General features: G+C 42.1%; 13 protein-coding genes. 9 read left to right on the top strand and 4 right to left on the bottom strand.

The features are described 5' to 3' along the window. Positions 1–125 precede the first annotated feature (125 nt). Entirely contained in the window at positions 126–1,481 is a 1,356-nt protein-coding gene (locus CWB80_RS06910; RefSeq protein ID WP_171041495.1) for a M14 family zinc carboxypeptidase, read from the bottom strand. Positions 1,482–1,895: 414 nt separating this feature from the next. Here CWB80_RS06910 and CWB80_RS06915 point away from each other — a divergent pair, with 414 nt between their 5' ends. The 6 genes from CWB80_RS06915 to cyoE all read left to right on the top strand — a co-directional run bounded on the left by CWB80_RS06915 (position 1,896) and on the right by cyoE (position 7,474). Beyond that, positions 1,896–2,315: a hypothetical protein gene (locus tag CWB80_RS06915; protein WP_063706310.1), complete on the top strand. Its 420-nt coding sequence runs from the start codon at positions 1,896–1,898 to the stop codon at positions 2,313–2,315. Positions 2,316–2,551: 236 nt separating this feature from the next. Beyond that, entirely contained in the window at positions 2,552–3,466 is a 915-nt protein-coding gene (gene cyoA, locus CWB80_RS06920; RefSeq protein WP_054554288.1) for a ubiquinol oxidase subunit II, read from the top strand. Positions 3,467–3,468: 2 nt separating this feature from the next. Further along, positions 3,469–5,457: a cytochrome o ubiquinol oxidase subunit I gene (cyoB, locus tag CWB80_RS06925; RefSeq protein ID WP_054554289.1), complete on the top strand. Its 1,989-nt coding sequence runs from the start codon at positions 3,469–3,471 to the stop codon at positions 5,455–5,457. Further along, positions 5,454–6,089: a cytochrome o ubiquinol oxidase subunit III gene (gene cyoC / locus CWB80_RS06930; protein ID WP_138600213.1), complete on the top strand. Its 636-nt coding sequence runs from the start codon at positions 5,454–5,456 to the stop codon at positions 6,087–6,089. Before cyoB ends, cyoC begins: the two co-directional genes overlap by 4 nt. Next, a complete protein-coding gene (gene cyoD / locus CWB80_RS06935) occupies positions 6,089–6,448 on the top strand; it encodes a cytochrome o ubiquinol oxidase subunit IV (protein WP_138600215.1) in 360 nt (119 codons plus the stop codon). Before cyoC ends, cyoD begins: the two co-directional genes overlap by 1 nt. A gap of 141 nt (positions 6,449–6,589) precedes the next feature. Further along, a complete protein-coding gene (gene cyoE / locus CWB80_RS06940) occupies positions 6,590–7,474 on the top strand; it encodes a heme o synthase (RefSeq protein WP_054554292.1) in 885 nt (294 codons plus the stop codon). Positions 7,475–7,555: 81 nt separating this feature from the next. Here cyoE and CWB80_RS06945 read toward each other — a convergent pair whose 3' ends face one another. Together CWB80_RS06945 and CWB80_RS06950 are read right to left on the bottom strand one after the other, a co-directional pair. Next, complete coding sequence (locus tag CWB80_RS06945) at positions 7,556–8,464, bottom strand: histone deacetylase family protein (protein WP_054554293.1); 909 nt, start codon at positions 8,462–8,464, stop codon at positions 7,556–7,558. A gap of 53 nt (positions 8,465–8,517) precedes the next feature. Next, entirely contained in the window at positions 8,518–8,883 is a 366-nt protein-coding gene (locus CWB80_RS06950; RefSeq protein WP_138600217.1) for a PilZ domain-containing protein, read from the bottom strand. Positions 8,884–9,046: 163 nt separating this feature from the next. On the opposite strand from CWB80_RS06950, the gene CWB80_RS06955 reads away from it, so the two are divergent. Beyond that, positions 9,047–9,796 (top strand): EAL domain-containing protein, encoded by a 750-nt coding sequence (locus CWB80_RS06955; RefSeq protein ID WP_138600219.1) that lies wholly within the window; start codon positions 9,047–9,049, stop codon positions 9,794–9,796. A 26-nt stretch (positions 9,797–9,822) separates the two neighbouring features. Here CWB80_RS06955 and ettA read toward each other — a convergent pair whose 3' ends face one another. After that, complete coding sequence (gene ettA, locus CWB80_RS06960) at positions 9,823–11,496, bottom strand: energy-dependent translational throttle protein EttA (RefSeq protein ID WP_138600221.1); 1,674 nt, start codon at positions 11,494–11,496, stop codon at positions 9,823–9,825. A 246-nt stretch (positions 11,497–11,742) separates the two neighbouring features. Between ettA and CWB80_RS06965 the strand changes: the two genes are divergently transcribed. Together CWB80_RS06965 and CWB80_RS06970 are read left to right on the top strand one after the other, a co-directional pair. Continuing rightward, positions 11,743–12,690, top strand: coding sequence for a homoserine O-succinyltransferase (locus tag CWB80_RS06965; RefSeq protein ID WP_138600223.1), 948 nt, complete (start codon positions 11,743–11,745; stop codon positions 12,688–12,690). Beyond that, positions 12,680–13,747 (top strand): homocysteine S-methyltransferase family protein, encoded by a 1,068-nt coding sequence (locus CWB80_RS06970; RefSeq protein ID WP_138600225.1) that lies wholly within the window; start codon positions 12,680–12,682, stop codon positions 13,745–13,747. Before CWB80_RS06965 ends, CWB80_RS06970 begins: the two co-directional genes overlap by 11 nt. Positions 13,748–13,750: the final 3 nt, after the last annotated feature.

The following is a 13,750-nucleotide window of genomic DNA, read 5'->3' on the forward strand; positions in this document are numbered from 1 at the left end:
GTTTCTATTGTTAGATTAAGCTAATAGGCTAGCTTGCCTACGCCACTATTATTTTAGGTTACAAATTTAAGGTATTTGGAGGTTTAACAGGCACTTTTAACAGTGCCTGTCCTTTTAAATCGTGTTCAATCTAAATTAATTAGCTTAGCCCCTAAAACTGCGTACTTATTTTTGCCATTTGCTTGTAAGAAAAAGGCGGCAGGTGCATGAAGTGAAGGTATTGATGTAAATACACTTTTGCATGCGTAAACTGGCCAATTTGTGGAGTTTTCTAGCATATTAATATCGCCAGAAAAGCAACTATAGCCTTGTATTAAAAGCTCTTTATATTTATTTTCGGTAAGCGTTAACGATTCATTTAAAACAAAACTGTTACCGGTTCTAAAGTTCAGGTTGCTTGCATCTAAACTCGTGTAACCTTGGCGGATACTGCTTATATCCCCCAACTCTTTAATAATGGGTGACTGTCCTTTGTTGTTTATTGCAATATCTATCTGATAATCACCTAGCTCACTCTTTACAGTTACATCATCTATTAGTAAGTCTACCCAATTGTCTTTAGCATTAAATGGAATAGCGTGGTACTGGGCTATTTTAGCGCTTTTCCATTCCTGTGAAGTTATTGAATCAATAGTCTTTTTATATAAAACACGGTTAACTTTACGGGCTATTTGTCGGTTTGGGTCGTTTGGGTAAGCACCTGATTCAATTAATATAGTTCGGATACCTTTTTCCGAAAAAGTATCTCCAAAACTGCGATAAGAGTAACTGTCGTTGTACTTCCCCAAGTGCCCTGGGATCATGGTTTCAACCGTTTTGGCTAAATGAGCAATAAATTGCATAGCCTCACCACGAATTTTATTCACTTCTCTTGCTTCATTATAGGCGGGTGCTAGCACTGAAATAGTGGCTTGTTCTCCCATTTTTCCGGCACCGTAATAGGCATTCTGATCATGTAAATTAAAGCCGAAATCAGGTTTGAATTCATCAGCCGCAGTCATGAGTATTTGTCCTTCTTTTGTGCGAAGGGCTTTTGCATCACGATTTAAATCAATACCTTGTGCATTATGGCGAGTTTGAGCTGCCGCGCCGTCTGGGTTCACCATAGGGATAATGAGAAGAGTTACTTTTTGTTGCCAGCTTTCTAGCCATTGTGCGTTTTCATCTGCGGTTATAAAGCTTAAAAAATCCATTAGTGCGGCAGTAGCTGTGTTTTCGTCGCCGTGCATTTGGCTCCACATCATCACCTTGATTGGGCCGGTGCCGATTTTTAGAGAATTAAGTGCCTGTCCTTGGAAAGAGGTGCCGATTTGTTTTAGTGTGACGCTGGGGTGTTTTGCTGCGCTTTTTAAGTGTGGCTCTATATCGGCGTAGTAAATCGCAGGTTTATCTAAGCCAGCTACAGCGGTGTCTTCAATCGTATTTGCAAGTGTACTGGTACTTAGTGCTAAAAGGGCTGTGGCGAGTACATATAGGTGCATAATTATCTCTTTTATTCTTTGTTTTGACATTCTGTAGAATATTATATTTCAGCGCCTTTGGCTAATTCTTGTTCAGTATTAAAGCTTCGATTGCTACTGACTAAGTATGCTTTAAATCGCTATTTTTATGCTATTTTCTTTTTCTTCATAGCTTTACGCTATATAAAATACAGTATTACTTTTAAGTACTTAGCTTCAATAGGTTTGTTTTTTTACAGTTTATTATCAAATGGCTAAACAATACTTAACCGTGTGCTGTAAAATTCTACTTGTACCGTCTGTTGACTTTGTTATACTCCACATCGAAATTTCAGTAATTACTGAAACTTTATTGATGAAGATCATGTTACCGCATTAAAAAATAGGGTAAGCCATTTACCTAAAATGCAGTAAAAGCGATAAAAGGCGTGAGTTTTGCGAGCAATTAATCAGTCACAAGGTGTCAAACAGTCTAGCTTAGCTAGGTTGCAATTGGCTGCGCGTGCGTTTTTTGCTGGCAAAGAACTAATGTCAGTTTTAGCCTTGTTGCTGATTAATTCAGCCATGCTAATCAACGGTACATTAGAAGATGCTCACGGGCTAAGAAGTTTATTAAGTGAAGGTGCTTTATACGAAACACCGTTGCTTAATGTTTTGAGTTTTTTAGCTTACCCTGTGGTGTCTTGCCAATTACTTATTGGTTTATGCTGGTTGGTCTTCCATTTCTTCCCTGCGCGTCGTGCAGGTGTCATTTTACGTAAAGCGGCCTTCGCTGCGCGTGAAACGATAAAGTCTTTAGTAGTACACAGCGCTCATGGCTGTCGTGCTCCTCCTCGTGTAAGTGGTTGTCTGTAAATAAGCTTTGTTGCTTAAGTTCAGCCATTTTAGTCGTTTTCTAAGTTGTCTTTACTAAGCACCTAGTGGGTTTTTTACGCCCAAATTTCAGTCAGCCAACCTAAACTCCCTCACTTCTTAGCGTGCCGATTTGTCGTGCTCGTTAGTCAGCCGAGGGATATCTGTAGCATCTGTTGCAGAAAAGCGTCGTGTTCTTATTTCGACAAGTGTTAACTTTTAGGTTGTAGGATATTCCTTTGTCAATTCGAAACCTTTGTAATATTGCTCTAGCGTCTTTAGTGCTGGCTTTGTCTGGCTGTAAAGGCGGGGTACTCGATCCAAAAGGTCAAATTGGTGTCGACGAGAAGTATTTAATTATCGTAGCTACGGTGTTAATGCTGATTGTTGTGATTCCAGTTATTGCCATGACAATTTATTTTGCATGGAAATACCGTGATGGACGAGATCAAGAAATTTACGCTCCAAAGTGGGCGCACTCTAATAAGATTGAAGCTGTAGTTTGGACCATTCCTATCATCATCGTTGCGATTTTAGGTGTGATCACGTGGCAGTCAACGCAACAACTTGACCCATATAAACCACTTGAGGGTAAAGGTAAGCACCTTACTGTTGAGGTTGTTTCTTTGAACTGGAAATGGCTATTCATTTATCCAGAGCAAGGCATCGCCACAGTGAATGAGCTTGTTTTTCCTGCCAATGTGCCAGTGCAGTACAAGATCACCTCAGAAAGCACCATGAACTCGTTTTTCATTCCACAGCTTGGTAGCCAAATTTATTCAATGGCAGGCATGGAAACAAAGCTTCACTTAATTGCTGATGAGCCGGGTACTTTTAAAGGCTTCTCTGCTAACTACAGTGGTGCAGGTTTCACTGGTATGAAGTTCGATGCCATTGCAACAGCCACAGAAGCTGATTTCGATGCTTGGGTTAACAATGTGAAAAACACAGGCGGTGCACTGACTAAGCAAAGCTATGTTGAACTTGCTAAACCAAGTGAATACGACCCAGTTAAATACTATGCCAGCGTAGATAAAGATATGTTCCATTCAATCGTAATGAAATATATGCAAGCGCATGGCTCTCACGGTGCAATGCAACACGCTATGCCAGAGCACTCAGCTCATAAGAAGCACAGCGAGGACGAGGAATAATCATGTCGTTGTTAGGTAAATTAACATTAGACGCAATCCCGTTTCATGAACCAATTATCATGGTTACCATGACGGTTGTTGCTGTCTTAGGTCTGTTAGTGGCAGGCTTAGTAACAAAATATAAAAAGTGGGGCGTGATTTGGCACGACTGGATCACCTCAATTGACCATAAGCGTTTAGGTGTTATGTACATCATTCTTGCGCTTATCATGCTTTTCCGTGGTTTCGCGGATGCCATTATGATGCGACTGCAATTAGCAATGGCTACTGGCGGTGCAAGTGGTTACTTACCACCAGAGCACTATGACCAAATATTTACGGCACACGGGGTGATCATGATCATCTTTATGGCGATGCCGTTTATGATTGGTTTAATGAACATCATTTTACCGCTGCAAATTGGTGCCCGTGATGTTGCATTCCCATTCTTAAATAACCTTAGCTTTTGGTTAACTGCTGGCGGTGCAATCCTAATCAATATCTCATTATTCTTTGGTGAGTTTGCGAAAACGGGTTGGGTGGCATATCCACCGTTATCTGAATTGTCATTCAGTCCAGGTGTCGGGGTCGACTATTATATATGGGCCTTGCAGATATCCGGCTTGGGTACCTTATTAACATCGGTAAACTTCTTAGCGACTGTATTTAAAATGCGTGCACCAGGCATGACATTAATGAAAATGCCTATTTTTACTTGGGCATGCACGTGGGCGAATATCTTAATTGCAGCATCGTTCCCAATTTTAACTGCTGTACTGGCTATGTTAACGCTTGATCGTTATCTCGATTTCCACTTCTTCACGAATGAATTAGGTGGTAACGCGATGATGTACATCAACTTATTCTGGGCATGGGGTCACCCTGAAGTTTACATTCTGATCTTACCTGCGTTCGGTATTTTCTCAGAAGTTATCTCAACGTTTGCTGGTAAACGCTTGTTTGGTTATAAGTCGATGGTTTACGCAAGTGGTGCAATTTCGATTTTAGGTTTCATCGTTTGGCTTCATCACTTCTTTACTATGGGCTCAAGCGCTAACGTTAATGCCTTCTTTGGTGTTATGACCATGGTTATTGCGGTACCGACCGGGGTTAAGTTGTTTAACTGGTTATTCACTATGTATCGTGGTCGTTTACGTATTACTGTGCCTGTCCTTTGGACTTTAGGTTTTATGGTGACGTTCACTATCGGTGGTATGACCGGCGTGTTACTTGCTATTCCTGGTGCTGACTACGTATTACATAACAGCTTATTCTTAATCGCTCACTTCCATAACACCATCATTGGCGGTGCGGTATTTGGTTATTTAGCTGGTTTTGCGTTTTGGTTCCCTAAAGCAATGGGCTTCAAACTTGACGAGAGCTGGGGCAGACGATCTTTCTGGTGCTGGTTAATTGGTTTCTTCGTGGCATTTATGCCGTTATACGTACTTGGTTTCTTAGGTATGACACGTCGCTTAAACCACACAAACAACCCTGATTGGAACATTTGGTTATACATTGCAGCTGGCGGTGCGGTGATCATTATGTTCGGTATCTTGTTCCAAGTTGTACAACTTGTAGTGAGCTTCAAAAACCGCGAGCAACTTGATGATACAACGGGCGATCCGTGGAATGGTCATACTCTTGAGTGGGCATCTGCTTCACCTCCACAGTACTACAACTTTGCGAAAATCCCTCATGTTGATGACATCGATGCGTGGACAGACATGAAAGAAAAAGGCTTAGCTTACAAGCAAGAAGCCTCTTATAGCCCAATTCATATGCCAAAAAATACATCGGCAGGTGTATTAATGAGCGCAGCTTTAACAACCTTCTGTTTTGCCATGATCTGGCACATTTGGTGGCTTGCAGCATTTGGTTTACTGGGTGCTATCGTGGTGTTCATCAAACGTTGTTACACCAGCGATGTTGATTACTACGTGCAACCAGATGAAATTGTTGAACTAGAAACGGCTCACAATACAGCCGCTACGAAGGAGGTGAATGCATGAGTAGCATTTCTGCAGGATTCGACACCTTAAACGGCGCACACGGTCATGTCGATGCACATGACCATGAGCACCACGATACAGGTGGTAACACCGTATTTGGTTTCTGGCTTTATCTTATGACTGACTGTTTGTTGTTTGCATCATTCTTTGCAACCTACGCAGTATTGTTTATGAACACTGCTGGCGGTGTGTCGGGTAAAGATATTTTTGAACTTGATTTTGTTGCGGTTGAAACCGCAGCTCTACTACTTAGTAGTATCACTTTTGGTTTTGCGATGATCTCTGCTCACGGGCAGAAAAAGGCGGCTACGTTAACTTGGTTGCTGGTTACCTTTGCCTTTGGTGCAGTGTTTATTGGTATGGAAGTATATGAATTCCATCACCTAATTGCGCACGGTAATGGCCCTCAGCAAAGTGCCTTTTTAACATCGTTCTTCTCTTTAGTGGGCTTGCATGGTCTTCACGTTACAGCGGGTCTTATTTGGATGACTGTCCTGATGATTGAAGTTGTGCGCCGTGGTTTAAACCCACAAACAGTGACACGCCTAAGTTGTTTAAGCTTATTCTGGCACTTCTTAGATGTGGTGTGGATCTGTGTATTTACCGTTGTTTATTTAATGGGAGCAATGTAATGAGTCACAGTGAATCACATGTAATTAATAACTTAGAAGTTCATGCACATAATGATCAATCACATGGCAGCGTTAAAGACTATTTAATTGGTTTTCTACTGTCAGTGGTTTTAACGGCTATTCCATTTTGGGCTGTGATGAGTGGTTCGTTTTCTAAAACGACCACTGCATGGTGCATCGTGAGCATGGCGATTGTGCAAATTTGGGTGCATTTGAAATATTTCTTACACCTAAACTTCAAAACTGAAGACGGCAAGGCAAGTTCATTGTCGTTTATCTTTAGTGCTTTAATCATTGTTATGGTGGTTGGTTTGTCGGTGTGGATCATCTACGAATCGAACGCCATGATGATGTACTAATAACAATTACTTGGTAATTGGTAAAAGATTTACGAAAGGAGCTGGTTAGTCTGAGGTTGTGTCTCCAGTTCTTACAGTCTGTTACTAGCTAGTTTCTTTCGTAATATTGCGTTTGTGCTGAAAATTAGAGGAGTCGAGGAAGTGTTTCGACGTTATTTAAATGTCACTAAACCTGGCATTATCATGGGCAATTTGATCTCTGTCGCGGGGGGATTCTTGCTAGCCTCTCGCGGTGATATTGACCCATGGTTAATGATCGCAACCTTACTAGGGTTATCTTTAGTAGTGGCATCAGGATGCGCGATCAATAACGTAATTGATCGTGATATTGATGTTGCTATGGCGCGCACTCGCAAACGCGTCACAGTAACTGGCGAAATGTCAGCAAAGGCGGCTATGGCACATGGCATCGTGCTTGGTGTTATTGGTTTCGGATTATTAGCAGTGTATACCAACGTAGTGGCACTCTTATTTGCTACTTTTGGTTACGTTATCTACGTAGGTGTGTACAGCTTATATATGAAACGTCGTTCTGTGTACGGCACCTTTGTAGGAAGTTTATCTGGCGCAGTACCACCTGTAGTGGGTTATTGTGCCGTAACTGGGCAGTTTGATGCTGGTGCTGTGATTTTATTGGTTATGTTTAGTCTATGGCAAATGCCTCATTCATATGCAATTGCAATCTTTCGTTATAACGACTACCAAGCGGCCAGAATTCCTGTGTTACCAGTAGCGCAGGGGATCGAGAAGGCAAAGCATCACATTGTTTTATATATCGCCGTGTATGCGTTGGTTGTGATGTTATTAACCATTAGTGGCTATACAGGTTTAGCCTTTATGGCTGTAGCTTGTACAACGAGTTTTTGGTGGTTGCTAATGGCGCTTCGTGGCTATCGTCGCAATATTGATGTAAGCGGCTGGGCGCGCCAAGTGTTTGCTTTTTCAATTGTAAACATCACGGTTTTGAGCATAGCTATGGCTTTAGATTACCATTCGGTAGCTCCACAGCTACTTGTTTTAACTTAGAAAAAAGTTGCTAACATATCCCAATGTTACAGTAGCAAAGGCCCGGTTTTTTCTCCACCGGGCCTTTTTTCTTTGTTGTTTTTAAAATCGAGCAGCTTGCTCTACTACAATGCCATGACGAGCCGCTAAACGGCGATGGTCTTTATCATAACCACCACCAATCACGGTTGCGACAGGTACATTGTGCTCAAGGCAGCGTTTGAGAACTAAATGGTCGCGTTGTGCTATCCCTTGCCAGCTTATATCAAGTTTTCCTAAGCCATCTTGCTGCCATACATCTACACCTGCATCATAAAGTACTAAGTCTGGGTTTAGGGTGTTTAATAAATAACTCAGCGTATCGTCAACAACGCCTAGGTATTCACTATCAGCGACATTCGGTGCTAAACCTATATCTAAATCGCTGGCTGATTTTCGAAACGGAAAATTCTTTTCACAGTGAATAGAGCAGGTATAAGCATAGGGCTGATGCGCCAGCATTGCTGCGGTACCATCACCTTGATGAACATCTAAATCAAAAATAAGTATATTGGTTACTTCACCACTTTTTATCAGGGTTTCGCTGGTGAAAGCGAGGTCGTTTACCATGCAATAGCCTGAGCCAAAATCAGTATGAGCATGGTGAGTGCCTCCCGCTAAGTGGCAAGCAATGCCATGTTTAAGAGCTAAGCGTGCTGTTTGTAAGGTGCCCAGAGGCGCAGTAAAGGTACGTGCCATCAGCTCTTTTGACCAAGGTAAGCCAATACGGCGCATCGCTTTTTCATCTAAGCGGTTGTGCCAAAGGTCGTGGATATAATTCTCGCAGTGCACTAACTCAAGGGGCTCAGGGCTGCCAAGCATCGGTTGAGTTAGGTTGTCATTTATTAATCCAAGACTTTGTACATGCTCATATAAATAAGCAAACTTACTCATCACAAAGCGATGGTTAGGATCGAAACTAAACGAGTAATTTGGATGATACACCAAGGGTAAGTGGGGATTTAACTGCATAGCTTATTAAATAGCTGAATTTGCTACAGCATAACGAATCTAACGGCAAATGTTTACTCTGGCGCGTGAATTAAATGAGCTAACTCGCGATGTAATAATGCCTCATCACCCAGATTTAGCTCAATCAATCGTTTTAAGTGAGTAATACTATCAATATCGATATGATCGCAGCGAAGGCCTGCATGCTGATGCTCAACATGGCACAGCTCCACTTGCATTTTAATCTCGATAGTTGACTCTGGTAGGGTAAAGATTAAGTCAGCTTTACTATGAATAGGCACTAAAAATGAATCACTTTTAGTAATGAGTGCACCTTGCAAAGATAGATCAAGTAACTGACAGTGATAGTCGTTATCTTCGATACGAAGGACCGCAGGGCAAGAAAATAATACCCGCGAAAACTCTCTGCGTTCATTCATAGCTGTATCTCCAACTTTAGTGACCTAATGAGTATAGTCGAGTCAGCGGTTGTCGCCTGATTAAATGGCAGCTGAGTATTGAAATTCAAAGTCCGGTGGGTTGCTATTATTTGCATATTAATCTCCTCGGTCTATCTTTAATAAGCATTGATAGGAGTATGATGTGATTACACTTGCAGAAATTGAAGCGGCACTTGATAACAATGAATTCTTTTTAGAATACTTACCCACAATACGTTTAAGTGATAATCGGTGTGTTGGAGCTGAAGCGCTTATTCGTTGGCAGCGAAATGATAAAGTCGTCCCACCCCTCGAGTTTATACCGTTAATTGAAGGTTCTGTATTAAGTGGCATGATCACATACTGGGTCATAGATAAAGTAGCCGAAGAGCTTGCTGAGTGGCTGAATAAGCATGACAACGTACATGTAGGTATTAATGTTCCACCAGAGCTTTGGGGGCGAGGCGGAGTATTCTATACCCTGAAAAAGTCAGCTTTGAATAGTAATGCCAGCAAAGTGATATTTGAATTATCTGAGCGAGGGATCCCCGATAGAATGGGTGTTCAAACTATTCTAGAAAATATCTCTGGGGCAAAAATGGCGTTAGATGATATGCAATTAGGTGAAGCGAATATCTTAGCGCTTGCACAGTTAAATGTTGATTATATAAAAATAGATAAGTCGGTAATCGATCTGATTTTACAAGATGACTGGGCTACTTCATTACAAAATAAACAACTCAAAAATTGTGGTTATGACAGTAATCATGCCTATATTGCTGAGGGAGTCGAAACCAAAAAACAAGCCCAAGTGGTCACTAAAGCGGGGATACAATTTGCACAAGGTTGGTATTTTTCGAGATCATTGAAAGTTGATGAATTCCTTGCATACTTTGCACAAAAAAGCCCCTGAGTAGGGGCTTTTTGAGTATCAGCTAATTAGCCAATTTTTTTGTATTTAATACGCTTAGGTTGTGCCGCTTCTGCGCCTAAGGTTTTCTTCAACCACTCTTCGTATTCTGTGTAGTTACCATCGAAGAAGTTAATTTGGCCTTCATCACGGTAATCAAGAATATGTGTAGCAATACGGTCAAGGAACCAACGGTCATGCGAGATACACATTACACAGCCAGGGAACTCTAAAATAGCGTTCTCAAGTGCACGTAGTGTTTCAACGTCTAGGTCATTGGTTGGCTCATCCAGTAGTAATACGTTACCACCAGCTTTTAGTAACTTAGCTAGGTGTAAACGGTTGCGCTCACCACCTGATAGGTCTTTAACGAATTTTTGTTGGTCGTTACCTTTGAAGTTAAAGCGGCCAACATAGGCACGGCTTGGGAATTCAAAGTTACCAATTTTTAATACGTCTTGGCCGTTAGAGATTTCTTGGAAAACAGTGTTGCTTTCGTCCATGTCGCCACGGAACTGATCAACCGTTGCAAGCTCAACAGTGTCACCAACAATGATCTCACCGCTATCTGGCGTTTCTTCACCACTTAGCATTTTGAATAGCGTTGATTTACCCGCACCATTGGCACCGATAATACCTACGATAGCGCCTTTCGGCATTGCAAAGTTTAAGTCATCGATTAATACACGTTCGCCAAAGCTCTTCTTCAGGCCTTTCACTTCGATAACTTGATCACCTAAGCGTGGACCCGGTGGAATGAATAGTTCATTCGTTTCGTTACGCTTTTGGTAATCGTTTTGCTGAAGCTCAGAGAACTGTGCCATACGTGCTTTAGACTTAGCTTGACGGCCTTTCGGGTTTGAACGAACCCATTCAAGTTCTTGCGCGATTGATTTTTGACGTGCTTTTTCAGATTTCTGTTCTTGTTGTAAACGTAAATCTTTCTGCTCAAGCCACGATGAGTAGTTACCTTCCCAAGGAATACCTTCACCACGGTCAAGCTCTAAAATCCAACCTGCTACGTTATCTAAGAAGTAACGGTCGTGGGTTACAGCAACCACGGTACCTTCGTAGTCGTGTAAGAAGCGCTCTAACCAAGCAACTGACTCAGCGTCTAAGTGGTTGGTCGGTTCGTCAAGAATAAGCATATCTGGTTTTTCAAGTAGTAAACGGCAGATCGCAACACGGCGACGCTCACCACCCGAAAGGTGTTCAATTTTTGCATCCCAAGGTGGTAGGCGTAATGCATCAGCTGCACGCTCTAACACGTTGTCGATATTGTGACCATCGTGCGCTTGGATGATAGCTTCAAGTTCGCCTTGCTCTTTAGCAAGCGCATCGAAGTCAGCACCGTCCATTGCATACTCGTTGTATACTTCATCAAGGCGGTTTAGTGCATTTTTAACTTCGCTTACTGCTTCTTCAACTGTTTCGCGAACTGTTTTGCTTTCGTCTAGCACAGGCTCTTGCGGTAAGTAACCGATTTTAGTGCCTGGTTGAGGGCGAGCTTCACCTTCAAAGTCTTGGTCAACACCAGCCATAATGCGAAGTAATGTTGATTTACCTGCACCGTTTAGACCTAGCACACCAATTTTTGCGCCTGGGAAAAAGTGTAAAGAAATATCTTTTAAGATAGTGCGCTTAGGTGGCACAACCTTAGAAACTCGACTCATCGAGAATATAAACTTATCTGGTAACACCATGAAAGGAGCCTTCAATTTATAAGAAAAATTAACAGCAAGTATTGTATACCCAAACTACCTCAAAATACAGAATTCAGCGTTTATGATAGGCTTATCATCAAGGTGTTATTTACTCAAAGAGTCATACATTTTAATTAATGACCACTCAGAAATACTACTTCATTTGGACATCTAAACATCTAGAGGTTGAAATTTCTAACTATCCGTTCATAATTAGCAGTCAGATAACTATGCTCGGAGCCAGCTATGCCCATTACAGTAAAAGATGAATTGCCAGCCATTGCAAAATTACGCCAAGAAAACGTGTTTGTAATGCCAAAAAGTCGCGCGAAAACGCAAGAGATACGCCCAATGCGTTTGGCCATCTTAAACTTAATGCCAAACAAGGTTGAAACCGAAGTGCAGTTTATTCGCTTGTTAGCTAATTCACCGCTACAAGTTAATGTTGAGCTGTTGCGCTTAGATACTCACCGCACCAGTAGTCACTCTGAGCAGCACATGGATACGTTTTATCGCTATTTTTCAGAAGTGAAAGATAATAACTACGATGCCATGATCATAACAGGCGCGCCGCTTGCTCATTTAGAGTATGACGAAGTTGCTTACTGGGACGAGCTAAAAGTTATTTTAGATTGGGCTGAGCAACATGTTACGTCTACGCTGTTTTCGTGTTGGGCGGCCCATGCGGGGCTTTATCATCACTATGGCCTTAAACGTGATCTGAAACCAAACAAATTAAGCGGTGTTTTCACCCATAAAAGCTATTTTGACCACGCAGCGCTAACGCGTGGCTTTGATGATACCTTTTTAGTGCCACATTCTCGTTATGGTCATATTGATATCGATAAGATCACTGCCTGCGAAGAGCTGGTAGTATTAGCCGGATCAGATCGAGTAGGTGCCTACTTAATTAAAAATAAATCAGGCAGCCAAGTGTATATTACTGGCCATCCAGAGTACGATGCTCATACCTTAAAAGGGGAGTATTTACGCGACCAAGAAAAATCAGCGGATGCGCCTAAGCCAGAAAACTACTTCCCTGACGATAACCCAGACAACGAACCGTCGAAAACGTGGCAAAGCCATGCCTTTTTATTGTTTTCGAATTGGTTAAACTATTATGTGTACCAAACTACACCGTATGATATTAACTTAGTTAGCCAAGATGTAAGGACTAACAACTATGCCGAGTAATGCAGTGAATAAACGCGAACAATTAAACGAGGCGCTAAAACAGCGAATTTTAATCCTCGATGGCGCGATGGGCACCATGATCCAAGAATATAAATTAGAAGAACAGGATTATCGCGGTGAGCGCTTTAAAGATTGGCATGTACTTATTAAAGGCAATAACGATTTATTAAGCCTAACTCAGCCAAAAATCATTGCTGATATTCACCGTGCTTACTTAGAAGCCGGTGCCGATATCATCGAAACGAATACCTTTAATGCCACGACTATTTCGATGGAAGATTACGACATGGCGAGCCTTAGCCGCGAAATCAACTTCGAGTCAGCGAAGCTTGCACGCAGCGTGTGTGATGAACTTGAAGCAAACGATCCTAGCAAACCGCGTTATGTAGCCGGTGTACTTGGGCCAACGTCAAAAACCTGTTCTATTTCACCAGATGTAAATGACCCAGGTTATCGTAATATCAACTTTGATAAGCTGGTGGCGGCGTACGTTGAGTCAACACTGGCACTGATGGAAGGTGGTGCTGATCTTATTTTAATAGAAACCATCTTTGATACCCTTAATGCAAAAGCGGCTTCGTTCGCTGTAGAAGAAGCATTCGAGCAAGCTGGTCGTAGTTTACCTGTGATGATCTCAGGCACCATTACCGATGCCTCTGGCCGTACTTTATCAGGGCAAACAACAGAAGCATTTTATAACTCAATCCGTCATATCAAACCGCTATCAATCGGCCTTAACTGCGCCCTTGGCCCTGACTTACTGCGCCAGTATGTTGAAGAGTTATCGCGCGTTTGTGAAACCTTTACCTCGGTGCATCCCAATGCAGGTTTACCGAACGAGTTTGGCGAATATGATTTAGAAGCTCCTGAAATGGCGAAAGAAATTATTGATTGGGGCAAGTCTGGCTTTATCAATATTGTAGGTGGTTGTTGTGGCACCACTCCGGCTCATATTAAGGCGTTTGCGAAAGGCCTTGAAGGTGTTAAACCTCGCCAATTACCTGAGCTTGAAGTGCGTATGCGCTTATCGGGCCTTGAAGCGTGTAACTTAAACTAGGAA

Origin of the sequence: Pseudoalteromonas sp. S1650, assembly GCF_005887195.1 — a bacterium.
GTDB classification, from domain to species: domain Bacteria; phylum Pseudomonadota; class Gammaproteobacteria; order Enterobacterales; family Alteromonadaceae; genus Pseudoalteromonas; species Pseudoalteromonas simplex.